Source organism: Pseudomonas weihenstephanensis (assembly GCF_016812185.1).
Taxonomy (GTDB): domain Bacteria; phylum Pseudomonadota; class Gammaproteobacteria; order Pseudomonadales; family Pseudomonadaceae; genus Aquipseudomonas; species Aquipseudomonas weihenstephanensis.
In genome coordinates this window covers 195672-219766 of sequence record NZ_JAAEBV010000006.1, presented here as the reverse complement: position 1 = coordinate 219766, position 24095 = coordinate 195672, and the positions used below count along the sequence as shown (strand labels likewise).

The 24095-nt window shown below is 55.4% G+C and carries 21 protein-coding genes; 15 read left to right on the top strand and 6 right to left on the bottom strand.

The window, feature by feature from the left end; all coding sequences use genetic code 11:
• Positions 1 to 127: 127 nt before the first annotated feature.
• From GYN01_RS19575 to GYN01_RS19520, 12 genes are all read left to right on the top strand, one after another.
• Positions 128 to 787 (top strand): paraquat-inducible protein A, encoded by a 660-nt coding sequence (locus GYN01_RS19575; RefSeq protein WP_048363048.1) that lies wholly within the window; start codon positions 128 to 130, stop codon positions 785 to 787.
• A complete protein-coding gene (locus GYN01_RS19570) occupies positions 774 to 1397 on the top strand; it encodes a paraquat-inducible protein A (RefSeq protein WP_048363049.1) in 624 nt (207 codons plus the stop codon). Before GYN01_RS19575 ends, GYN01_RS19570 begins: the two co-directional genes overlap by 14 nt.
• Complete coding sequence (locus GYN01_RS19565) at positions 1390 to 3693, top strand: PqiB family protein (protein ID WP_048403080.1); 2304 nt, start codon at positions 1390 to 1392, stop codon at positions 3691 to 3693. Before GYN01_RS19570 ends, GYN01_RS19565 begins: the two co-directional genes overlap by 8 nt.
• A gap of 458 nt (positions 3694 to 4151) precedes the next feature.
• Entirely contained in the window at positions 4152 to 4685 is a 534-nt protein-coding gene (locus tag GYN01_RS19560) for a fimbrial protein (RefSeq protein WP_048403083.1), read from the top strand.
• Between the two features lie 100 nt (positions 4686 to 4785).
• Positions 4786 to 5310, top strand: a complete 525-nt coding sequence (locus tag GYN01_RS19555; RefSeq protein WP_048403085.1) for a fimbrial protein — start codon at positions 4786 to 4788, stop codon at positions 5308 to 5310.
• Positions 5311 to 7881, top strand: a complete 2571-nt coding sequence (locus GYN01_RS19550; protein WP_203307631.1) for an outer membrane usher protein — start codon at positions 5311 to 5313, stop codon at positions 7879 to 7881. It abuts the gene before it with no gap.
• Positions 7878 to 8639, top strand: coding sequence for a fimbria/pilus periplasmic chaperone (locus GYN01_RS19545; RefSeq protein ID WP_048363053.1), 762 nt, complete (start codon positions 7878 to 7880; stop codon positions 8637 to 8639). The genes GYN01_RS19550 and GYN01_RS19545 overlap by 4 nt, the downstream gene beginning before the upstream one ends.
• A gap of 21 nt (positions 8640 to 8660) precedes the next feature.
• On the top strand, positions 8661 to 9236 hold the full coding sequence (locus GYN01_RS19540) for a fimbrial protein (protein ID WP_048363054.1): 576 nt from the start codon (positions 8661 to 8663) through the stop codon (positions 9234 to 9236).
• A gap of 10 nt (positions 9237 to 9246) precedes the next feature.
• On the top strand, positions 9247 to 9741 hold the full coding sequence (locus GYN01_RS19535) for a fimbrial protein (protein ID WP_048363674.1): 495 nt from the start codon (positions 9247 to 9249) through the stop codon (positions 9739 to 9741).
• Positions 9742 to 9754: 13 nt separating this feature from the next.
• Positions 9755 to 10234 (top strand): fimbrial protein, encoded by a 480-nt coding sequence (locus GYN01_RS19530; RefSeq protein ID WP_048400311.1) that lies wholly within the window; start codon positions 9755 to 9757, stop codon positions 10232 to 10234.
• A gap of 45 nt (positions 10235 to 10279) precedes the next feature.
• Positions 10280 to 10801 carry a fimbrial protein gene (locus GYN01_RS19525; protein ID WP_238936339.1) on the top strand — a complete coding sequence of 174 codons (522 nt, stop codon included), beginning with the start codon at positions 10280 to 10282 and terminating at the stop codon, positions 10799 to 10801.
• A gap of 66 nt (positions 10802 to 10867) precedes the next feature.
• Complete coding sequence (locus GYN01_RS19520) at positions 10868 to 11797, top strand: fimbrial protein (RefSeq protein ID WP_203307630.1); 930 nt, start codon at positions 10868 to 10870, stop codon at positions 11795 to 11797.
• 69 nt (positions 11798 to 11866) lie between these two features.
• Here the strand turns inward: GYN01_RS19520 and GYN01_RS19515 are convergent, their stop codons facing one another.
• The 5 genes from GYN01_RS19515 to mksB form a co-directional block, all read right to left on the bottom strand.
• Positions 11867 to 15445: a transporter substrate-binding domain-containing protein gene (locus GYN01_RS19515; RefSeq protein ID WP_203307629.1), complete on the bottom strand. Its 3579-nt coding sequence runs from the start codon at positions 15443 to 15445 to the stop codon at positions 11867 to 11869.
• Positions 15446 to 15492: 47 nt separating this feature from the next.
• The gene (locus GYN01_RS19510) at positions 15493 to 16122 is read right to left on the bottom strand and encodes a response regulator transcription factor (RefSeq protein WP_048363058.1); all 630 of its coding nucleotides are present in this window, start codon (positions 16120 to 16122) and stop codon (positions 15493 to 15495) included.
• Between the two features lie 489 nt (positions 16123 to 16611).
• Positions 16612 to 19452, bottom strand: a complete 2841-nt coding sequence (gene mksF / locus GYN01_RS19505; protein WP_048363059.1) for an Mks condensin complex protein MksF — start codon at positions 19450 to 19452, stop codon at positions 16612 to 16614.
• Positions 19449 to 20111, bottom strand: coding sequence for an Mks condensin complex protein MksE (gene mksE, locus GYN01_RS19500; protein WP_203307628.1), 663 nt, complete (start codon positions 20109 to 20111; stop codon positions 19449 to 19451). Before mksE ends, mksF begins: the two co-directional genes overlap by 4 nt.
• Positions 20101 to 21381 carry an Mks condensin complex protein MksB gene (gene mksB, locus GYN01_RS19495; protein WP_203307627.1) on the bottom strand — a complete coding sequence of 427 codons (1281 nt, stop codon included), beginning with the start codon at positions 21379 to 21381 and terminating at the stop codon, positions 20101 to 20103. The genes mksE and mksB overlap by 11 nt, the downstream gene beginning before the upstream one ends.
• Positions 21382 to 21550: 169 nt before the next feature.
• Between mksB and GYN01_RS19490 the strand changes: the two genes are divergently transcribed.
• Together GYN01_RS19490 and rimI are read left to right on the top strand one after the other, a co-directional pair.
• Positions 21551 to 22333 carry an SPOR domain-containing protein gene (locus GYN01_RS19490; protein ID WP_048363062.1) on the top strand — a complete coding sequence of 261 codons (783 nt, stop codon included), beginning with the start codon at positions 21551 to 21553 and terminating at the stop codon, positions 22331 to 22333.
• Positions 22326 to 22778 (top strand): ribosomal protein S18-alanine N-acetyltransferase, encoded by a 453-nt coding sequence (rimI, locus tag GYN01_RS19485; protein WP_048363063.1) that lies wholly within the window; start codon positions 22326 to 22328, stop codon positions 22776 to 22778. Before GYN01_RS19490 ends, rimI begins: the two co-directional genes overlap by 8 nt.
• A gap of 55 nt (positions 22779 to 22833) precedes the next feature.
• Here rimI and GYN01_RS19480 read toward each other — a convergent pair whose 3' ends face one another.
• Positions 22834 to 23247: a serine kinase/phosphatase gene (locus tag GYN01_RS19480; protein ID WP_203307626.1), complete on the bottom strand. Its 414-nt coding sequence runs from the start codon at positions 23245 to 23247 to the stop codon at positions 22834 to 22836.
• A gap of 152 nt (positions 23248 to 23399) precedes the next feature.
• Between GYN01_RS19480 and can the strand changes: the two genes are divergently transcribed.
• Positions 23400 to 24044: a carbonate dehydratase gene (gene can / locus GYN01_RS19475; RefSeq protein ID WP_048363065.1), complete on the top strand. Its 645-nt coding sequence runs from the start codon at positions 23400 to 23402 to the stop codon at positions 24042 to 24044.
• Positions 24045 to 24095 lie beyond the last annotated feature (51 nt).

Below are 24095 nucleotides of genomic sequence, written 5' to 3'. Positions count from 1 at the left end.
GCCACTGACCAGCCATGCCGGGCACCACTCCGGCGTGCTTCACCTAAAGTCCTACAAATAGACGCAGTCATTTCATGCTCCGCACACTAGAATGGGCGCAGTTATTTCAAAGCCAGAGACTCCTTATATGCCAGATCCGGTTGACGCCCGCAGGGTGTCAGATTTACCGCTGGACGAGTTAGTGGCCTGCCATGAGTGTGATCTTTTGATGCGCAAGCCGCATCTTGCCCTCGGTGAGAAAGCTCAATGCCCGCGCTGCGGATATGAGCTTTATGCCCATCGTCATAACGTGGTTGAGCGCAGTCTTGCGCTGGTGATTGCTGCTCTGCTGCTCTATGTGCCTGCGAACTTTCTACCCATCATGCAACTCAATCTTTTGGGCCAAGTCTCACAAGACACCGTCTGGAGCGGCGTAGTCGGGCTGTTCGATACGGGTATGCAAGGTATCGCTGTTGTCGTGTTCCTGTGCAGCATGGGCATCCCATTGCTCAAGCTACTCTGCCAGCTCGCTGTGTTACTCAGTATTCGTTGGAACATAGGACGCGAATATGGCCTGCTCATTTACCGTATTTATCACCACCTGAAAGATTGGGGCATGCTTGAGGTCTACTTGATGGGGGTGTTGGTGGCGATTGTGAAGTTGGCCGACCTGGCGGAACTCAGTCTTGGACTTGGCCTGACCTGCTTCGTCAGCCTGTTACTGGTTCAAGTCTGGCTGGAGGTCGTCATGTCGCCTCACCAGATATGGCAGGCCCTCTCAGGGGAGGATGCTCATGCGTGCAATTGATGCCGGGATCTTGATCTGTACCGAGTGCCACGAACTCAACCGGCAAGACGCTCAAACAGATGAGCAAACATGCACTCGATGCGGTGCCTTAGTGCACGCGCGTCGTCCCGACAGCCTGATGCGAACGTGGGCGCTGTTGCTGACGTCAGCGATTCTTTATATCCCCGCCAACTTGCTGCCGATCATGACGATCAGTTCGTTAGGGCAGGGCTCGCCAAGTACTATCATGGCCGGCGTCATTGAGTTGGTGCAGCACGGCATGATCCCGATTGCCGCCGTGGTATTTATCGCCAGTATTCTGGTGCCAACCTTTAAATTGGTGGGCATTGCTTTGCTGCTGTTCTCTGTTCAGCGCCGCCAGCCTTTATCCGCCCGACAACGCATCATCATGTACCGATTTATTGAATTCATTGGCCGCTGGTCGATGTTGGATATTTTCGTTATCGCCATCTTGGTGGCAGTGGTTAACTTTGGCCGTATAGCCAGTGTTGAGGCCAACCTGGGCGCTGTGGCGTTTGCCAGTGTGGTGATACTAACAATGCTTGCAGCTGTAACTTTCGATCCCCGACTAATTTGGGATAACACGGAGTCGGACGACGACCATGAGTGATTTACCTACCGCTAAAACCCGCCCGGCTTCTAACTGGTCGGCCATCTGGATTCTCCCCCTCATTGCGCTGATTATTGGCGGCTGGCTGGGCTGGCGTGCTTACAGCGAAACCGGGATCAACATCCAGGTTCGTTTCGAAAGCGGAGAAGGGATCGTCGCCAACAAAACCGAAGTGGTCTATAAGGGCATGCCAGTCGGTAAGGTAAAGACCTTGGCGCTGGATGAAGAAGGCCCCAGCAAAGGCGTCATCGCCACCGTCGAAATGGACAAAGATGTTGAGCAGTATCTGAAAACCAACACCCGCTTCTGGTTGGTTAAACCGAGCGTGACATTGGCAGGTATTACTGGTCTCGAAACCCTGGTGTCCGGTAACTACATCGCTGTTAGCCCAGCGGATGGGGAGCCTACGCGCAAGTTCAAAGCACTTTCGCAAGAACCGCCGCTGTCTGATGCAAAGCCTGGATTGCACCTCACGCTCAAGGCAGACCGTTTAGGTTCACTGAACCGCGGCAGTCCGGTGTTTTACAAACAAATCCAGGTCGGCCAGATCAAAAGTTATGTGTTGTCTGAAGACCAGAGCACAGTCGAGGTCAAAGTTTTCATTGAACCGACTTATGCCAACCTGGTGCGCAAACACACACGTTTCTGGAATGCCAGCGGCATCAGCATTGACGCCAATCTGTCCGGTGTAAAGCTGCGAAGTGAGTCGTTGGCCAGCATCGTCGCTGGCGGCATTGCTTTTGCGACACCGGAGAATCGCAAAGACAGCCCACCGACCGACTCAAGTTTGCCGTTCCGCTTGTATGAGGACTTTGATGCGGCGCAGGCCGGGATCAAGGTCAAAGTTAAACTCAGCGACTTCGAAGGTTTGCAGGCAGGCCGTACGCCGGTCATGTACAAAGGCATTCAAGTCGGCAGTCTCAAAGGCTTAAAGGTTGATCCGGATCTAACCAGCGCCAGCGCTGAATTGGCGCTGGACCCGTTGGCCGAAGATTACTTGGTAGAAGGCACTCAATTCTGGGTCGTCAAACCCTCTATATCGCTGGCGGGTATTACCGGTCTGGAAGCCTTGGTCAAAGGCAACTACATCGCCATACGTCCCGGCGATAAAGGCAGCACACCTGAGCGCGAGTTCATTGCCCGTCCCAAAGCACCGCCGTTGGATTTACGTTCGCCAGGTCTGCATATGGTGCTGTTCACTGACAACTTGGGATCGCTGGATGTTGGGAGTCCGATTCTCTACAAACAGGTGAAAGTCGGATCGGTTCAGAGCTACCAGTTCTCACGCACCAAGAAGCAACTGATCATTGGCGTTCACATTGAGAAAGAATATGAAAATCTGGTGAATGCCTCTACGCGATTCTGGAATGCCAGCGGCATAACCCTGACAGGCGGATTTACTGGCGGCATCCAAGTTAAAAGCGAATCGCTGCAAAGCCTGATGGCAGGCGGCATTGCCTTCGAAACGCCGAAAGCAACTGCTCCCTTGCAAAAGCGCATTCCACGTTTCCGCTTGTTTACTGATCGCGATGCGGCAATGGAGCAAGGCGTGCCCATCACGATAAAAGTAGACCGAGCCGACGGCTTAAGCAGCGGTTCACCCATTCGCTTTAAAGGGCTGACAGTCGGAAAAGTCGAAAGCGTTGATCTGAGTGATGATCTGCAATCTGTCTTGCTTCAGGCACGTATTACCGAAGTTCCTGATCGCATTGCACGGGTCGGCTCACAGTTTTGGGTGGTTAAACCGGAACTGGGTTTGATGAAAACGGCCAACCTGGAAACCCTCGTCACGGGTCAATACCTTGAGGTGCAGCCTGCGGCCAAAGACCGAGGCCAGCAAACCAGCTTCGTAGCACTGGATCGCGCGCCTGATGCTGCTCTGCCTCAGGCCGGGCTTAGTTTGGTGCTGAGTGCTGCGCGCCGAGGATCGCTGAAGGAGGGCGTACCGGTGACCTACCGCGAAGTTGCCGTGGGTAAGGTAACCGGATATGAGCTCGGCAATACGGCGGACCGAGTGCTGGTGCACATCTTGATCGAGCCACGTTACGCACCTCTGGTGCGCAGCGGCAGTCGCTTCTGGAACACCAGTGGGTTTGGTGTCGATTTTGGTTTGTTCAAGGGCGCGACAGTGCGCACCGAATCACTTGAGACCTTGATCCAGGGCGGTATCGCATTTGCCACGCCGGATGACGGCAAAATGGGCAATCAAGCCCGGCCCGAGCAAACCTTCCCATTGTTCGATGCCTTCGAAGATGAATGGCTTCAATGGGCGCCGAAAATACCCCTCGGCAAGTAACCACCCATAGCCTTTAAAACCGTGATCACTGATCACGGTTTTTTTTTATTCATTTTTCACCACCACGTTCCCGTGGCCTGCATGACACGCAGGAACGATTTTTTAATGTTCAGTAAATTCCTACAAGCGAATTGAAAATTAACAGTTAAATTCTTTTCTGTTTCATCAGGGGTAGATAGTTGATCTACGTATATAAGTCTTCGTGCTCAGTACGTGGCGATATTGAAGCCATTGATAAAACAATGCAGAAATTAACGATTGCTTTAATTGTGCGTTGTTTCGGTGTTCGGATACTCATAGGACATTCATTTGTCCTTGAATGATGAGCGTCGTTGTGAACTGGCGCGTGTTGAAGCAACTTGCTCGGGTGCAAGGTGTTTCTCAAGTGTTCACGGTCACGCAAACGTGTGAGTAATTAAAGCAGCGTATTTTAATTGGCTTACATAGGAATAATTTAGATGAACATTGCAATAAAAGCTGCGTTGGCGTCCATGGTTTTGTTGGCAGGTCCTGCCTCAGTTGCTCATGCCGCGGGCGCAGGCGCAGGCACTGTTACTTTCAAAGGAGCGATTATTGAAGCCGCCTGCTCCATCGACCCCGAAAGTGTGGATCAAACCGTCGGACTTGGCCAGGTTGCAAAGTCGGCCCTGACGGGGGGTGGCACGGCGACCCCTCAAGATTTTCACATCAAGCTGGTGGGGTGCAATGTAGCCTCTCTTACAGATAAGACGGTCACCACTACTTTCACCGGGGCTGGCTCGGCTGATGTTCCTGGTGCGTTGGGTATCGTCGGGACGGCTAAAGGCGCTGGCATCATGATGGTCGATGGCAGTGGTACCGCGGTGGTATTGGGCACAGCGACCAAGCCGCAACTCCTTCAAGACGGTAATAACCAACTGTCGTTTGGTGCTTTCTTGAAAGGTCAGGCTACGGGCGATATCACCCCGGGTGAGTTTAGCGCCGTGACTAACTTCTCCCTGGCTTACCAATAAGTGTTTGTCCTGCCGCCGTGAAGTCGGCGGCAGGACAAAGCTGGAGGGGGAGTTCCATGTGAACGTATTTACGGTGCCAGCGTTTACTTGCGTGCTTGTCATGTTTGCAACTTCCTGCCTGCCTGTATTTGCAGGGCAACAACATCAAGGCAGCGGTCTTGTAACGTTGGAAGGGCAAATTCTCGATTCTGCGTGTGCTCTGGATGCGAACAGTGCTTATCAAGTGATTGATATGACGCCCGTCCCTGTCGGGCGATTAATTCGCGAAGGCGAGAGCGATCCACATCCCTTTTCATTGCGCTTGGTCAAGTGCTCGCTCACCCGCCCTGACCCCGCCCGTCCAGGCCACTATTTGCCGGATTGGGAGCATGTACGGGTGACCTTTGAAGGTTTGACTGATCGCGAAGGGCGCTCTTTCGCGGCCTTAGGATCTTCACAGGGTGTGGCCTTGCATATAACAGATGCAAATGGGCAGGAAAGTATTCCGGGCGTGCCCATGGACCTGACGCCCTTGGCGGGAGAGGACATGGTGCTCAACTACGTGCTTCAACTGGTTGGCAATGATCAGCCAATGGCTGTCGGAAGTCATCGTGCTGCGGTGCGTTTCAGGCTGGAGTATTACTGAATGTATGGGCTGTACGCGTTATTAAACCCTTTGATTGGAAAGCTAAGACTGCAACCCGGTTTGCTTGTTGGGCTCATGTCGATAAGCGGTAGTGTATTGGCCACTGGGGATATTCAGTTCAACACCGATATTTTAGATCTGAACGATCGCAGCAATTTTGACCTGTCTCAATTCTCGCGCAGTGGCTTCATCTTGCCGGGGACTTACCCGATGGCTGTGCAGATAAACAGCGACACACTCCCGGAGCAGTCGGTGGTGTTTTATCCTCCCGAGCAAGACCCCAAAGGCAGCCAGGCTTGCCTGTCCCCCCAATTGGTGGACCAGATGGGATTGAAGAAAGAGTATGTGTCTCAGTTGGCATGGTGGAAAAGTGGCGAATGTCTAGATACACGCAGTTTGCCCGGAATGGATGTCTCGGGTGATTTGAGCTCCTCTACGCTGCACATCTCGCTGCCGCAGGTTTACTTTGAATACAGCGCACCCAATTGGGACCCGCCATCGCGGTGGGATGAAGGTGTTCCGGGTCTGCTGCTTGATTACAACATCACGGCGCAGAACATCCATCAGCGAGACGAGTCGGTACGCAATAATTTCAGCGGCAACGGCACTGTTGGCGCCAATGCAGGACCTTGGCGTTTTCGCGCCGACTGGCAAGGGCGTGCCGACAGTGCTGATACAGGCAGTACGCAAAAACTGGAATGGAGCCGTTTTTACGCTTATCGCGCATTACCCGCTATTCAGTCGCGCCTGACATTGGGCGAAAACTATCTGTACTCAGATATTTTCGACAGTTTTCGGTATATCGGCGCCATGCTGAATTCTGATGACACGCAGTTGCCTCCCAACTTGCGCGGCTATGCGCCTGAAGTAACAGGTGTGGCCTTGACCAACGCCAAAGTTGTCATCAGCCAGCAGGGCCGTGTGCTCTATGAAACGCTGGTTGCTGCCGGGCCGTTTCGCATTCAGGACCTTAATGATGCCGTTAGTGGCTCCCTGGACGTTCGCGTTGAAGAGCAAGACGGTACTGTTAGCACTTTTCAGGTGCAGTCAGCGAGTATTCCTTACCTGACGCGCCCGGGCACTGTTCGTTACAAGGTGGCCGGTGGCCGTCCATCAGACTTGCATAAGGGCGGGCAGGGTAATGCTTTCGCCACGGGTGAGTTCTCGTGGGGGGTGAGTAATGGCTGGTCCCTGTATGGCGGCGCAATCACAGATAACAATTACAAAGCATTTTCCATGGGCTTGGGGCGTGACTTGCTTGCATTTGGAGCGCTGTCATTTGATGCCACGCGCGCACAAACATCGCTGTCGGATGAAACATTGTCGGGTGCGTCCTACCGCTTGAGTTATTCGAAACGATTTGAAGAGTTTGATAGCCAAATCACTTTTGCCGGTTACCGTTTTTCGGAAAAAAACTACCTGAGCATGAGTGAGTATTTGGACGCGAGTCAGTATGGCGGCCCGGTCGGAGGCAGTAAGGCGCTCTACACCGCTACGTTTAATAAGCAGTTTCGTGATGCCGGCGTCTCTGTTTATCTCAACTACAGCAACCAGTCTTATTGGGACCGCCCCGTCAGCGAACGATGGAATTTATCGTTGGCCCGTTATTTCAGTGTGGGCACGATCAAGAACATGAGCCTGTCCATGAACCTGTTTCGTAATCAGGAGCGAGATCAGCGCAGCGGAGCACAAAGCAGTACCGGGATGTACGTATCACTCAGTTTACCGTTGGGCAGATCGGGGACGTTATCAACGAATGCCAGCAGAACACTGGATAAAAACAGCTATTCAGCGCGGTTCAGTGATCGGCTCGATGAGCGCAATAGCTATCAACTGTCGGCCAGTGATAACGCTGTCAGCGGATACCTCAGTCATGTCGGTGATCGCGTTAACCTAGACCTCAGCGCCAGCGCACAAGAAAACGACTACACCAGCCTCAGTGTTTCTGCGCGTGGCGGCGGCACGCTCACCACCAAAGGGGGAGCTTTGCATCGGGCCGGCACGATGGGCGGTACGCGTTTGATGGTCGACACCGCCGGTGTGCCCGGCATACCGATCCGAGGATATGGTGTAGCGAGCCGCAGCAACGCGTTTGGCAAAACCGTTATTGCAGACATCAGCAGTTACCACCGCACGGCGGCAAGTGTCGATCTGGAAAACCTGCCAGCCAATGCCGAGGCAACTCAATCAGTGACCCAACTGACGTTGACTGAAGGGGCTATTGGCTACCGCTCACTGGATGTGATTTCCGGTGAGAAGGCTATGGCGATTATCCAACTGCTTGATGGCAGTGTGCCTCCATTTGGCGCCACGGTGAAAAATCAGAGGCAGCAGGACACGGGGATCGTCAACGAGGACGGCAGTGTTTACCTGAGCGGTATCGAGCCTGGCCAACAGATGACCGTGAGTTGGGGCGGTGCAGAACGCTGCACGTTGATGTTGCCTGCGAGCTTGCCGGCCGATGGTTTGGCCTCTGCGCTGAGCCTGCTTTGCCAAGGTGCAAGTGCGCATGACAGGTTGCCTGCGCTCACACCCTTGACTGATAACGACACGGAGAACAAAACCTTATGACACTCAATTCACGTTTAACGCCTTTGGCGCTTGCGCTGGTCGCGTTGTGTGTATTCAACAACGCTAAAGCAGCCATTGGCCTTGATCGAACCCGGGTCATTTTTGACGGCAGTAAAGATGCTGTCAGCATGAGCATCACCAACAACAACACGCAGCTCCCTTACTTGGCTCACGGCTGGATCGAGAATGAACAAGGAAACAAGATTACCACTCCGTTGACGGTGCTTCCCCCCGTTCAACGGCTGGAGCCTGGCAAGCAGAGTCAAGTAAAGGTTCAGGCATTGCCAGCCGCTAAATTCCTTCCTCAGGACAGGGAGAGTGTCTACTACTTCAACTTGCGTGAAATTCCGCCCCGCACTGACAAGGCCAACACGCTTCAAATTGCTTTGCAAACACGGATTAAGCTGTTTTATCGGCCAACTGCGATCGTGCCGAGCCAGCAACAGCTGTCCAATCCTTGGCAGCAAAAGCTGACCCTCACCCGGGTTGGGGACCAGTACCAAGTCAACAATCCAACCCCGTACTACATCACGCTGGTGGATGCGCGCAGCAGTAAGGATGCCAAGACAGCCGAGGGTTTTGAGCCATTAATGGTACCGCCCAGAGGCTCACTCGCCTTAGCCCCTAGTGCCAAAGCGCTCGGCGTTACGCCGTATGTAACCTATGTGAATGATTACGGTGGCCGCCCGACGCTCGCTTTCAGCTGCTCGGGTGATACCTGCACAGTGGACCTGAAAGCGTCCCCGGGTGATGAGTAATGCTTGCTACAGGAGGCGCGCATGAAACCTGACAGTACAAAGGTCCTCGGTTGCCTCTTGTGGGTGCTACTGACGTCTAGCACCCAGGCTGCGGATGATGACGGTATGGGCGGATTACTGGATATCACCGGTTCGCTGCACCATTCCGCCTGTGTCGTGGACATGCCTTCTGCGTATCAGACGGTGGAGCTTGGTAATGTCCCGCGCAGTCTATTGCAACGACCGGGTGATAGGGCGGCCCCCATTGCTTTCCACTTGCGTTTTTTTGACTGTCGACGGGCCGCGGGCAGTATCACCAATCAACGTACGGGCAAGCTGGTCTGGAGTGCTTATCACCCGGTGGTGTCAGTCGCTTTTCTGGCGCCTGCCGACGCGGATGATCCCCGTTTGGTCCAGGTACGCGGCGTCACCGGGTTAGGTTTACGCCTAAGCGACGCAATGGGGCGGGATGTGCGTTTGGGGTCCAGAGGCGAACCTTTATTTTTGGCCCACGGCAGTGACACGTTGACGTGGTATGTCCAGCCCACCCGCACCCCGGCAGCGCTGACCAATGGCACTTTCAGGGCCGTGGTGGATTTCAGGCTCAATTATGAGTGAGGGTGCAACCATGGCTAAAGCCGTAAATGCCAGGTCCTTATGCGTGTGTAGCCTGCTGCTTTTAGCTATCAGCGAAGCTGCTTTGGCACAGGTCACGTTGGCTATCCGGGGGGTCATCATGGCGCCTCCCTCTTGCGTCATTAATGGAGGGAGCACGCTCAACGTCCCCTTTGGTAATGCCCTTATGACGACCCGAATCGACGGTCTTAATTATCGACGTAAGGTGCCTTATACGGTCACATGCACGGGCTTGCCCTCCAATGGCATGACCCTCAAATTGCAAGGTACCGGGGCAGGCTTCGACAGTGCATTTCTGAGTACCAGCAATGCGGACTTGGGCATCAAGCTTTTTATCAACGGAGTGGTCTGGCCCCTCAATAACACCGTGAGCTTCACCTATCCGACATTACCGAGCATGGAAGCGGTGCCCGTGAAGAAGAGTGGCAGCGTACTAAACGCCGGTACTTTTTCGGCATCGGCAACGGTTGTGGTTGCATGGCAATGACAAGGAAAAACACATGAGACTCTGGCAACAGCCTGCTCTGCTGGCACTGTGTTCTATGGGGCTTGGGAGCCATGCAATGGCGAACCTCACGTTCGACGGGACATTAGTAGAGCCCCCGCCGTGTACGATCAACAGTGGCAGCACAATAGAAACCGACTTCAAGGATGTCGGTATCAACAAGGTTGACGGCATTAATTATCGTCAGTCGGTGAGCTACACGATTACATGCTCTTCGGGCACTTTACCTTGGGAAATGGTGTTGACTGTTAAAGGCGTCGCCACGTCTTTCGAATCATCCGCTGTGCAGACCAGCGTTTCCGATCTAGGCATTCGACTTCTGCAAGACGGTACCCCCTTCGACCTCAATACCTCGCTGATCATCAACCCCACAACACCGCCAGTGCTTGAAGCAGTACCGATCAAGCGACCAGGCGTACAGCTCGCCACGGGCGGTTTTTCGGCATCGGCCACCTTGTTGGCCGAGTTTCAGTAAGGAAGGGCGGTTATGAGAAGTGCAATGCAAATCAGGGGTGTCCAGATGGGCACATTGTTCTTTTTACTGGTGGCATTCCTACTGATGTCCGGGCGAGGCCATGGCGCTGATAATCTGACGTTCAAGGGCAACTTGGTGGCTGAGGCCTGTACCCTTCGTCCAGGTGACGAGGCGTTGGAACTTGACATGGAAGAAGTCTCAAGCCGCGAGCTCTACTCAAACTCTCGCACGATGGGCAGGCGTTTCGAAATTCATCTTGAAGACTGCGATACGGATACTGCTGATTCGGTCACAACCACGTTCAGTGGTGTGGAAAATATGGCACTTCCCGGACTGCTTGCGCTGGACGCAGGCAGCGTTGCGAACGGTATTGCAATCGGGCTTGAAACACCGGCCAATCAACCGCTGCCTCTCAATGTCATTAGCGATGAACAAACGCTCAGCGACGGTAACAACGTTATTGCCTTCAACGCTTATGTAAGGGGGGAGCCTCAAGCCTTGGCAGATAAATCGATAACCGCTGGCGTATTTAGCGCGACCTCGACATTTACCCTGGATTACCCATAACGGTTTAAATCGTCCCCCTATCCTACGGAGTGCACCGACGCGCTCGTGTGAAGAGATTACTTCAAAATGAAATACTTGACCGGCCTCTTACTGTTGTTGTTCATGCACACGGCTATGGCCTCGCAATGCCGAGTGGATAGCGGTCCTTGGGAGAGTGTGGCTGGCGGCTGGTTCCCGCTAACCGTCCCTTTGATCGCTAACCCCAGTACGGGACGAATTGATCTCAATGGCTACCGCATGGAGTGCCGTTACACACCGGAAAGCGGGCCTGTATCAAGGACGGATCGTTTGTACACAAAGCCTGGGGCTTTAGGGTCACCCTATTTTGGAAATTACAAGGTGGGGCTGCGCATACGGGGCACTGACTATCCCAGCCCCGTGACGGGAAATATTCTGCTTGCCACGATGCGCAATGACTCAAAAAGGCATGACCTTGATACCTACATGTACATCCTGACCCGAGGCTCTCCCGGCAAACCTATTAATATCCATGCTGGCCAGCAGTTTGCCACCTTCTATTTTTATCAAAAAGGCTTTCATAAAGACCATGAAGTGGAGGTGCTTTTGTATGCGGGCAATGACTTTATGACTGAGCCGTCCACCTGCACGATTAATAGCAATCAGCCCATCGACGTCAACTTCAATACTGTCGACCGTACGCTCATCGGCGAAACTGTCAGCAGCACGCCGATACGCACGACTCTACGGTTGAGCTACGCCTGCCCTGATCCCGGGATCACCATGCCCATCACCATTACGCTAAAAGGCATTCCCGCCTCGTTTGACGCCGGTGTCCTGAGGATGAGCAATCCGAACCTGGGAACGGGCATGCTGCGAGGGACAGGACAAGTGGCCCCTGAGAATTCATTCACCACCAACATCGTCAACAGTTCGGGTGGGGACGATGTGACCTTCGCGCTCACCCGTCGACCGGGCAGCGCTCCTGCCACCGGTGCTTTTTCTGGGAGTGGCACGTTAGTCATGGGTATACCGTGAGCCCCAAGGGTATGCCCACGTGTGCTGATGGCCCGTGCGAGGTGAACGTTCACTGCGCACGGGCCTTGATCAGACCCGATACGCCTCAATCACTTCCATCACTTGCGCCATTGCTTCGTATTGTTCATCGACCCGCTGTGCCAATTGGCTCCACTCGGGGCTTAAGCATGCCTGCTCCAGGCTTTCACAGCAGCGCGCCAAATGCGTTGCCTTGATCATTCTTGCCCCGCTTTTGACCTTATGGGCAATGTCACTCAGGCCCGGTAAGTCGTTTTTGGTGAATGCTTTTAACAGGCTCGCCATATCGTCTTCGAGGCTGTCGATCAAAGGCTCAAGCAGGCTTTTCAGGGTATTGGCGTCCCCCCCGGTTAATTGTTCAAGGGCTTGCAGATCGATCAGTTGGCTTTGGGGCGAAATATAACGTTCGTTATGCAGATCGACGCTGACCCGATTCGCAGAAGTTAATCGGGCTTCCAGGCTTTGCAAACTGATGGGTTTGAACAGGCAATCATTCATCCCCGCCGCCAAACAGCGTTCGGCCTCTCCGATCTGGGCATTGGCGGTAAATCCCACGATTAAAATAGCGCAGGCGCCAGTGGCCGCTTCCTCGGCGCGAACGGTACGGGCCAGCTCGTAACCATCCATGACCGGCATTGAACAGTCGGTCATGATCATGTCAAAGCGTTCTGCCCGCCAGGCTTTTAACCCTTGTGCACCGTCTTTAGCCTCAATCGCGGTATGCCCCAAATACCCTAACTGTTGGGTCAGCAGCCTGCGATTGGGCGCGTAATCGTCAACCACTAACACTTTTAAAGGTCGAGTTTGACAGCCCGCTACACCGGCTACAGGTGCAACCGGTATCTGTGATAGCAACGTCACGATCTCGAGTTGCATGTTGATGCACGTTCCTTTGCCCAACGTACTCTCCAATGTCAGCGTGCCGCCCATCATGGTGCACAACTGACGGCTGATCATCAGCCCCAGCCCCGAACCACCCGGTGTTTGCTGCGGTAGATTCACTTGGGAAAAAGAACTGAACAAGCGTTGTTGATCGTCGTTTGAAATCCCGATGCCCGTGTCTTCAACCTGTAGATAGAGGTGAAGTCTTTCACCATCATCAGAGCGCTTGGCGCGAACACTTAAGCGCACTTGTCCGGCGTCAGTGAACTTGATCGCATTGCTGAGCAGGTTGGACAAAACCTGCCGGAAGCGCAGCGGGTCGATTAATACGTCGGTGCTGATTTTCGGGTCAAGCTCAACGCTCATCAGCAGCCCTTTTTGTTGGGCCATACCCTCGAATACCCGAACGGTGGACTGCACCAATGACATCAAGTGTGTGCGTTGCTGATTGAGTGACATGCGCCCGGATTCAATTTGCGCGATGTCCAGAATTTCACCAATCAGCTCAAGCAAGCCATGTGCCGCTTCAGACGCCACGTTGATCGACTCTTTATCGGCAACGCCTTGTTCGGCTTTTTTCAGCGCCAGTTCAAGCATCCCGATTACGGCGTTCATCGGCGTGCGAATTTCGTGACTCATGGTGGTCAGAAAATCACTTTTTGCCAGATTGGCCTGATCGGCGTGATTTTTAGCTTCTTTTAGCTGATCAAACAGCTGTGCGCGTTCACTGATGTCGATCCAGCCGCCGATCATCCCTGCCACCGCCCCGTCACTGCCCCGATAAGGCAGCACCCAGTGATAAATCGTCAGCACCCGCCCGTCCGGCAGTGTCAGCGGGTGGTCGCGCAGCAGTGGGCGAGCGTCTTGCATCACGCTCATATAGTCGGTGTGGTAGGCCTTGCTTTGTTGTTCGGGGCTAAACGCAAGTTCCAGCAGGTTTTTGCCGATGACGGCTTCGCGACTGACGCCAAAGGTTTCTAGATAAACCTCGTTGCAAATCAACAAGCGTCCTTCGCGGTCACGCACATAGATGGGGTGGGGCGTTCCGTCGATCAATGTACGCATGAACGCCAGTTGATCGCTTAATGCGCGCTCAGCGTGCTCGCGTTTCTGGATGAGTCCGCGCAGGTAGGCAATCCACACAACGGCCAGTACCAGAATGCTGGCCAGAATCATCGAGGCTTTTAGAAGCGTTGAGCGGTGACGCTCCCAATAACGACTGTCCAGCACGACTGCGCTTTGCCAGCGTTTGGTCAGCACATCCATTTCTTCCGGGGGAATACTGGTCAGCGCCTTGCTTAAAACTGAGTGCAGCGCAGGCGCGTTCGCATCAACCGCCAATGAAAATTGGGCAGGCACAATCCCCACGGTGCTGCGAATTCTTAATTGGCCGCTGTAGTGCTGTTTGATCAAATAACGTGCGCTGATCAATGCGTTGACCGCCCCTTCAACTTCGCCCCTGGCAACCATCGCCAATGCCTGCGCGGAGTTAGTGGCAGCAATCAATTTCACACCCGGGAAGTTTTGTTTCAGGTAAGGCAGCGTCGTGTTGTCGATCACCAACGCCACTCGCTTTCCATTCAGCATATCCAGCGTCAGCGCGCTCCCGGGCTTTGCAGGCGTGACCAATACAAAAGGGGTTGTGAGATAGGGTTTGGTAAAGCGCAGGACATTTCCACGGCTGTTACTGGGGGTGAGCGCGGGGGTCAGGTTGGCATCACCTTGTTTGATCATGTCAGTCAATTGCGCCACGGACGTGGTGCGAACCAAATCGAATTTCAGCCCCGTACGCGCACTGATCTTGGCCAGCAGGTCGGCCGCGAGACCGCTGAAAGCGCCACTTTCATCAAAAAAACTGAAGGGCAAAAAGTCTTCATTGATAGCGACTTTCAGCCGGGGATGCTGAGCGATCCAGAGCTGTTCTGAGGGTGAAAAATGCAACGGTTCGCGGCCCTCGAACCTGATTCCGCTGCCCCCCCAGCGACTTAAAATTGCATAGCTTTCGTCAGAGGGAATCCGGGCCAGCGCCGCATCGATTATTCGCAGTAAACGCGGATTGGGGTGATGGACTGCAAAAGAAAAAGGATGTCCCTCGATAGGGGAGAAGTCTTTGATATAAACGTTGTTCAAGTAGTTCTTATTGATCAGGTAATGGGTGGTGATGGCGTCCCCCAAGTACATGTCCGCCTGACCGAAAGCGACTGCGCCAATAGCGCTCAGGGTAGAAGCGTATAACTGCACATCCGCATGCGGATAAATGGCTTTTACCTCTTCAACGGGCTGGTAGTGATAAAGCATGGCCAGTCGCAGCCCTTTTGGCTGCTCAGCGTTTTGCGGCGTGTTGCCAGTGCGCGTGACGAGTACTGGTGTATCCAGTGCATACGGTGAAGAGAACGCCAACTCGGGGTCGGTCATTTCATAGGCATTGGCGGTTCCCAGTAAATCAATGTCTCTTTTTTTTAACGCTTCAATGACCTCGGCGCGAGAATCATACCGGCGTACCTTGAACGGAACGTGTAACAGTTGGCTCAAGAGCCCTGCATAGTCGGCCGTTAATCCTTCGAAGTAATCACTGCCGGTTGAAATATCGAAGGGTGCATAGTCCGGTGCGGAAGTGCCCAGCGTCAGCGAGCCTTTGCTCATTAACCATTGTTTGTCGTCCTCGCTCAGATCAAGAGGAGGACTGTCGATGTGCGAACGACCCAGCAGTTGCAAGTCGATGGTCTCTGCACACCCCGTCGACGTCATACATAACGAGAAGAGCAAGGGCAGGCATCGTCGACGTGACAACCTGCTCATTCGACCAGATTGTTGCGTTTTGCGAACTCAGCCAAATAGACCACAGACTTGATGTTGAGTTTGTTGAGAACGCGGGTTTTATATGTGCTGACGGTCTTTTCGCTTAATAACATGGTTTCGGATATTTTCTTGTTGGATAAACCTGATACTAAATATTGCAGCGTTCTCAGTTCCCGGTCTGACAGTGTCTTGATCAATTGTTGATCGCTTTGGTTGTCGCTTCCCGCCGTGGCAACATTGGCGTTGATATCGTTTAAATAAATGCTGCCACTCATCACACGATGGATGGCGTGCGTTAACGCATCTACATCTTCGGTTTTTTCCATAAACCCGATGGCACCTGCACGGATACAGCGGTCTGCAAAAAACGCAGACCCCTTGGAGGTGAGGACCAATACTTTTATGGGTAAACCGAGTATGTGCAGGCGTTTCAATACTTCCAGCCCGTCCAGCTTGGGCATCGACAAATCTAGAATGATTAGATGTGGAATATGCGATCGCGCCAAGTCCAGAGCGGTTGCCCCATTATCTGTTTCTGCCGCGACCTGAAAATTGGCTTTCTCTAATACCAGCCTGACAATGCGTCGAATAAAAGGATGGTCGTCTACTATTAGGGCCTTACGCATGATTTCTCCTACAACTTTCAAGATTGCTTTGTAGGCTGCTGGCTTTCACTATCTCAATGTATTGATAGAAAAGGATGTTCTGATATGAAAGTTCCTACGGTATAACGAATTGGATAAACAGCTAACTTTTCAAGTCACACAACGTGTAAAGGTTACGGCTTTCTTGAGTGCTTGAGGTAGATGAAATAGGTATGAGCCATCGCCGTTGTTAGCGATAAAACATCTAAAGCCAGGGCAGTAGCTTTATAGTGCCAAGCCCTGCGGCGCTAAGCACTTAGCAGTGTGCTGTTTGGTTGTTGGAGAGCTGGTAGGAATTTTCTGAAAATTAAAATATATTTTTGTTCTAGATGTAAGACGCATTTGTTAACGTTTCAATCTCACCGGCGGGGGCTTCCTGGAGGTGGTGAGTCTTGCATGTTGCACGTGCGCATGAACCAAAAAAGGCCGCTATCCTGTGATCGCGGCCTTTTGGTGTACTTGTGGGGTGCGTCAGACCTCGTCTAGCTCCGGCTGTTGTGCCGCCCCCGCTCCTGCATGTTTTGCCTCGTCATGGCGACGAATGTATTTCCAGTCATCCTCATCGATATAAATCCCGTTAGGCCCGCTACCCCCCTCAAGGTCGATGGCCACATGGGCACAGACTTGCGGCTTGACGCTGGCCAGAATCGGTACAAAGCCCAATTGCAAACTGGTTTCGAGCAGCGCGGTCTGGTTTTTCTCATCGATGTCTGCCGCCTCATCAAGGTAGTACGGCAAACGAATGCGCCCGGCCAGGTCGCGGTCCATCAAGTGCAGCAACAAATACATGTTGGTCAGCGCCTTGATCGTCATGGTGGTGCCGTTGGACGCCGCCCCGTCGATGTCGGTATGAATCACCGGTTGTCCATTGACCTTGGTGATCTCGAATGCCAGTTCAAACAGGTCCTTGAGGCCCAACTGGTTATGGTTGGCGGCCACCAGACGCGCCAGGTATTCCTTGGCTTCTTCGTTTTTGTTGTCTTGCTCGGCGCTTTGGCTGAGGTCGAACACCGACAATGTTTCGCCTTCTTCGTATTGCCCGGCGCTGTGGATAATTTGATCGATGTGCTTGAGCGCTTCCTTGTTGGGCGCCAGCACAATGCGAAAGCTTTGCAGGTTCGATACCTGGCGTTTGTTGATCTCGCGGTTGAACAGCGCCAGTTGATGCTCAAGGCTGTCGTAGTCGCTGCGAATGTTGCGCAAGGTACGGGCGATGTCCGTGACGGCTGCGCGCCGCGCTTTGCCGAGGGTCAGGGCTTCTTCAGTGCGGTGCGCGTACGCGTTGATCAGCAGTTGCAGACGGCGCTCCATGTCGTCTTCGCTGTCGAACTTGGCCACACCTTTCAAGCGCACTTGTGCATACAGCGCTTCGATCTGGCCGTCGCAGCGCAATAGCCCTTGCCACGTGTCCTGATAGTCGTTGAGCAATGGCAGCAAGTTGTCCATCGAGTCGTCGATCGGGTCCATGAACGGGGTGCCGAACGGCAGGTCGGCGGGCAACAGTTGGCGGCGGCGCAGGCTGTCATCCAGCGTGCGCTGTTTGGCTTCCATGTCGCCGAGCTGGCGCCCGACCAGTTGCAGCTTGGCCGACAGTTGCTGCACGCGTTCGGTGAACGCATCGCTGGAGCGCTTCAATTCATCTTGCGCCGCTTCAGCCTGAGCCAGTTGCTCCAGTTTTTCGCCTTCTTCGGCACTCAGCGTCTGGCTGCGGCGGAAGTCTTCCAGCGCCTTTTGCGCGTCCAGCACTTGCTGGTACAGCGACTCGGCTTCGTGCTTGCTCGCCGCGCGGTCCGAGGTCACGGCCTGTTGGGTTTTCAGTTGCTTGAGTTCTTTGTCCAGACGCTCTTTTTGATCGCGCAGTGCGGCCCGGTCTGCCAGTGCTTGCAAGGCGGGCGGTTCGATATGGCTGAGGTCGATGGACAGCCCCGGCGCTTCAAAGCGTTCACCTTTGAAGCCCTCCAGGATCATTTCCAGCGATTTGACCCACGCGTCGCTGTCGTCCAGCGCAATCCCGTGCTCGCCCAGCGGCAAGCTGAACAGAGCGCTGTTGAACAGCCGCATCAGGCGCTCAACGTCCTGCTGCGAAAACTCTTCGCGCAGACGGGCGTAGCTGTTGTTGTCGGCGTGATCGAGTTGCTGCTTGACCGACTTCAGGCGTTTTTCCAGATCGCGAACCCGCTCGTCCAGATCTTCGGCGCTGAACTGACGCGATTGCGCGAGCGCGCCCGCCAGTTCGTCGTGCGCGTCTTTGGCGGCGAGCAACTGTTGTTCGAGTACTTTCACATCGGCCACCAGCGCGAAGCGGTGCTTGAGCACCGACAGCTCGCCCAGCCAGCGCTGGATGCCGGTGATTTCGCGCTCCAGGCGCATCAGTTCCTGGGTGCTGCTGCGCTGATCGTTTTGCAGTGCGTCTTGCTCGCCGCGGTAGTGCTCGGACTGAATCAGCAGCTCCTCTTTGCGCGCCCCGGCATAGTCCTGCCAAGCGCCGAGCAATGAATCAAGGATCGGTGACAGGCGATGCAGCTTGCCGCGTAGCAGGTCGCGCTGGCGCACGCCGCCAGCCAATGACTCGACCAGAGGCCCGGCGCCGACCAGTGCGTTGTAATCCTGCTCCATGCGTCGTACATCGCGGAACGCTTCTTCACAGGCGGCGATGTAATCGACACTGCCCGAGCGCAGGCTGTGTTCAAAGGCATCGAGGAACAGTTGCTTGAGTTTGGCGGCCGTGATTTCGCGCATGTGCAGCAGGTTGATAAACAGCGCGCGGAAAGTTTTGAGGCTTTGCTCGCTGGTGGAGCGCAGCGGGATCAGGGTGAGGTCGAGCGGGATCGAGGTGTGACCGCCGACCAGCAAGCGCCGCAGTTCGTCAGGCTTGAGTTCGTAGGCTTTCAGGCCGTTGCGCTCAAGGTTGCTGAACAACTCTTTTTGGCGCAGACAGGTGTCGTCTTTTTGGTAATGGGCCAGGTCCAGCTTGCCGGCGTAGGCGAAAAACTGATGGCCGAAACCGCCTCCGGGGCCGCGCCCGACCACACCAATCACATGCGGGCCGTGGGGCAGGGACACCTCAACGAGGATATAGCTGGTGTCGGAGGCGAAGTAAAAACGCCGCGATTGTTCAAGGCTGTATTTGCCGAAGCTCATGTCCGACATGCGTGCCAGAATCGGGAACTGCAAAGCGTTGATCGACGCCGACTTGCCGAGGTTGTTGGCCCCGTACACCGACAACGGATGTTCCAGCGGGAACAGGCCCAGGCTGTAACCGGCAGTGTTCAACAAGGCAAAGCGGCGTATTCCGTAACGTTCTTGGCTCATGCGTCCATCTCCTGTTGCTCGGCGGCAATGGCCCGCGCCAAGGCGGCGTCTTCGTCTTCGTCCTCGACCTCAGGGTCGTCCCCTGCCAACACGGGCGTGGGCAACGGCAAGATGCTGTGCAGGCTGGCCGCCAGGTCGCGGTCCTGTTGCACCGACAGGCACACATCGAGAAAGCGGTGCATCGGCGGCAAGAAGCGATAAATCCCGCTCTCTTCGTTGGCGAAGCCCAGTTGCGTCATGCGGCGCATGATTTTTTCTTCCAGCTCGTCCTGGGTCGTGACTTCGGCTTGCACAAACAGGTCGCGGTATTTTTCCAGCAGCGCGGGCAGTTCGTCGCGGCCCAGACTACCGCCATCGAGCACGGCAATCGGGTCGCGCCCCTGATCGGCCAAATGCTCGACGATGATGAACGTGAACAGCGCCAGACGCTGCGCGGTCTTGTTGACATGCGCTGTGGCGGTGTCGGGCACGAAGTAATAAAAACCGCGGGTATCACACACCAGCTCAAAGCCCAGCGCCTTGAACAGGGCGCGGTACTGATCCTGGAAGTTCGACAACTGCGCGTACAGCTCCGGGTCGCGTCGGCTCACGTGGTAGCCCTTGAACAATTCACGAAAAATCGGTGCCAGTTGGGACAGTTCAGACAGATCAAGATGCATGGAGAGGGCTCGCAGTAGGCTCGGCCGCGTCTTCGCTGCGTGAAAGCAGGGCGAAGGAGCGCAGGCTGACCAAATGATCGTGGGTGTGATACTCGCGACGCTCAAGACGTTCGCGCACGAAGCGTTTCTCGCGCGACAAGCGCGAGAACCAATACAGCAATTCGTCGGTGTCGCCGTTGGGCTCTTGGGCCAGCAACCAGCTCATCAAGTCCGGCATGGGCAGCGCGTCACTGCAACGGTCGAGCATTTCCTTGACCGTGCGCGGTGCTTTAGGGGCCTCGCCCACCTTGTGGGTTTTGTGCGCTTTGGGGAACCGTGCGGGTTTGGGTTCAAAGCGCGCGAGGGCATACACGTAGGCCTCGACCTGGCTGGCGCTGCCCAAAAAAGTGCTTTGCGGGCGAGTGAACATCGGCATTGCCGCTTGCGGCACCGCGTCCAGCCCTTTGCGTCGAATGGCCGCCAGGGCCAGTGCCGCGCCACGGGTGACGGCGTTGTGGCGGCGGGCCTCTTCACGCAGCGGCAGCAGCAGTTCGCGGGCGTGGCGCAGCGTCAATTGCGCACTGGTTTGCATTTCGAGGATGCGCGCATGGGTGCGCAGCAGCATGTCGTCATCGACCAAGTGGCCAAGACGTTGCTGTTCACTGAGCATGCGCAGCAGCACATTTTCGACCTTGCGCACGCCTTGTTCGAAGGCGCCGTCGGCATTGACTAACTGAATCATCGGCTCGACGTATTCATCCCACGTCGCCAGCACTTCGGCGTAACGCTGGCGCAACGGGATCTGCCGGTCGCTGGTCTTGGCACGTTCTGCCACAGCCACCAGCGCCTGTTCATCGTTGGCCAGTTTTTTCAGCACATCGCGTACCCGCATATCGAGCAGACGCAGCTGGCGCGCCAGATCGTTGCCGTCGCGGACATCGAACGCATCCTGGATATAACCCGCCAGGCGCTCCAGATGGCGCAGGTAGGCTTCGATCTCCAGGCACAGGCCGAGGCGGTGTTCACGCCGCAAATAGGCCAGGAAGTCATGGATTTGCGCGTTCAGCTCAAAGCGGTTAGGGCTTTTGGCGACCGGCACCAGAATGTCGAGCCGGATCCAGCTATCGAGCACCTGGGTGATGTCTTGCGGTGTGCTGTCCACCTGATGCGCTGCCAATTGCAGACGCAGTTCGCTGAGGCTCAAGGTGCCTTGGTCGAAGTGTTCACACAAAGGCTCAAGGAGTGCCCAGTGCTCGGCGAGGGCACGTAAAACGCGCTTGGGTTCGATCATGGGAGGGCCGGTCGATTGGCAATGAAAGGCGGCGATTGTACTGCGCACATCTTTACTTGGCGATCTGCCGCCGGATGGGCCCAGCCACCATCGGGCGATCAACAGCAGGCGTGAAGGGCAGAAGGGCGGTAGAATCCCCGCTCTTTTGTTATCCACAGATGGCCGACCCTTGTTGAATGAGTCCCGCCGCCGCGCTTACTTGACCGCCATGCAGGTGGTCAGTTGGTTACCGCGCACTGAATTGCCGTTTGCCGCCCCGTCGCGGCCAGAACTGCTGGTGTTTGATGAGGCGCCTGTAGCGCCCGTGATTGCGCAGCCTGTGGCCAAGGCCAAGGTGGTGGTCGCACCGAGCGCACCTGCCGAGCGGCCAAAGATCGAAGTGCCACGGCCTTCGGTCACCGTGCGCGCGGCGAGCAAACCAGTGGTCGAAGGCGACGTCGCGCCCGTGGTGGCCAAAGCGGCGCCCGTGCCGCCCCCGCGTTTTGCCTTGCAGTTGCTGCGCGCAGGCCGTTGCCTGGTGTTGGTGGAGTTACCCACAGGGGGAGCGTTCCAAAGCCGCGATCCAGCCTATTTGTTGCTCAAAGACATGCTGCGTGCTGCGGGCTTGCCCGACAGCCCGCAAATCATTGGCGAGCCGATTCGCTGGCCTTTGCTGCGCCGTGGCAACGTCGATCAAGGGCCGGATGCGGCCCGTGAATTCGTACAGGGCTTTCTGATGGCGCGCCTTGAAGAGGCCGAGTGCGCCTGCTTATGGTTGATCGGATTGCCTGCGGTGCGTTTCGCCGGTGAGGTCAACGCCGAGTCGTTTAATCGCGAACTTGAAATTGAAGGGTTGGGCTGCGCATGGGCGCTGCCGGGCCTGGAACTGTTAATGGATGAGCCACACCGCAAAGCGGATGTGTGGCAAGCCATGCGCCGGCTGATGGCGCGCTGGAAACCTATCAATGAGTGACGCTGTAACGTTCCGCCCGATGACCGAGGCGGACCTCGATGCCGTACTGAAAATTGAATACGCGGCATTCAGCCACCCGTGGACGCGAGGCATTTTTCTCGACGGGTTGGGCAAATATCACATCTGGCTGATGTTCGAAGGCGAGCAGCAAGTGGGCCACGGCGTGGTGCAGATCATTCTGGACGAAGCGCATTTGCTCAACATCACGGTCAAGCCAGAAAGTCAGGGCCGTGGCCTGGGGCTTAAACTGCTGGAACACTTGATGTCGATTGCCTATCGGCACGAAGCCCGTGAGTGCTTCCTCGAACTGCGCGACAGCAACACCGCGGCCTTCAAGTTGTACGAGCGCTATGGCTTTAACGAGATCGGCCGCCGCCGCGACTATTATCCGGCAGTGGGCGGTCGCGAAGATGCGGTGGTCATGGCCTGTACATTGGTGGACTGACCGTTTGGCCCACCCCAAGCCTCTCCTTTTGGGAGAGGCTTGGGGTGAGGGGCTTTTAATCTTTACGCCCCACCGGGTCAATATCGGCCAGTTCGGCCTCATCCAGCCCACGGCCTGCGCCGATCTCGTCTTCATCCACCACGCTTAAATCCCAATCGGCCGCGCCGCCACGCGCTTGCGCGGCTTCCTGGGCATCGCGTGCGCCGTCTTCAGGGGTGAGCATGTCGGCGTCCAGATCATCCGGGTTTGAGTCCCGGCCAGGCAGTGCGGCGCCACTCAGTTCTTTATTACGGGGACGATGGGCGGCCACATGGCGCTCGTATTCTTCATCGCTCAGCAAGTCAGTCAAAGGCTCATGCGTGTCTTCGTTATCGTCGAAATCCAGCGGCTTAACCGCTCCCATGCGGTCTTCGGTATCGTCGATTTCTGACGGTTCTTGCGCCCCGAATGGGCGGCGTGAATCGGTCATGGTAAATCCTCATACTGTGGGGCCTGATACGGTGGACTGTAGCTAAGCTTGAAGATTCCACCTGATTGCCCACTGGATTTGGCAGTTGCCCACGTGACCCCGACCGCCGGTCGGCTGTCAAAGCTGCGCATCAACTCTTGAGGCCTTACCGTATGAACGAACTACAAGATCTGATTGATAACAACGCACGCTGGGCGGATGCGATCAAGCAGCAAGATCCCGAATTTTTCGCCAAGCTGGCTCGCCAGCAAGCGCCGGAATACCTATGGATTGGTTGTTCGGACGCACGCGTACCGGCCAACGAGATCGTCGGCATGCTGCCCGGCGATCTGTTTGTACACCGCAACGTCGCCAATGTGGTGCTGCACACCGACCTCAACTGCTTGTCAGTGATTCAATACGCGGTCGATGTTTTGAAGGTCAAACACATCCTGGTCACCGGCCACTACGGTTGCGGCGGTGTCCGCGCCTCGATGCAGGACCAGCAACTGGGCCTGATTGACGGCTGGTTACGCTCGATTCGCGACCTGTATTACGAAAACCGCGAAGCGCTGGCGCTGCTGCCCACCGAAGAAGAACGGGTTGACCGCCTGTGCGAACTCAACGTGATTCAACAGGTGGCTAACGTGGGGCATACCAACATTGTGCAAAACGCCTGGCACCGCGGGCAGAGCCTGTCGGTTCATGGCTGTATTTACGGGATCAAGGACGGTCGCTGGAAAAGCCTGAACACCACCATCAGCGGCCTGGACCAGTTACCGCCGCAATACCGCTTGCGCCCGGTAAAACCGGTCTAAACAGCCCCCTCACCCTAGCCCTCTCCCAAAGGGAGAGGGCTAGGGTGAGGA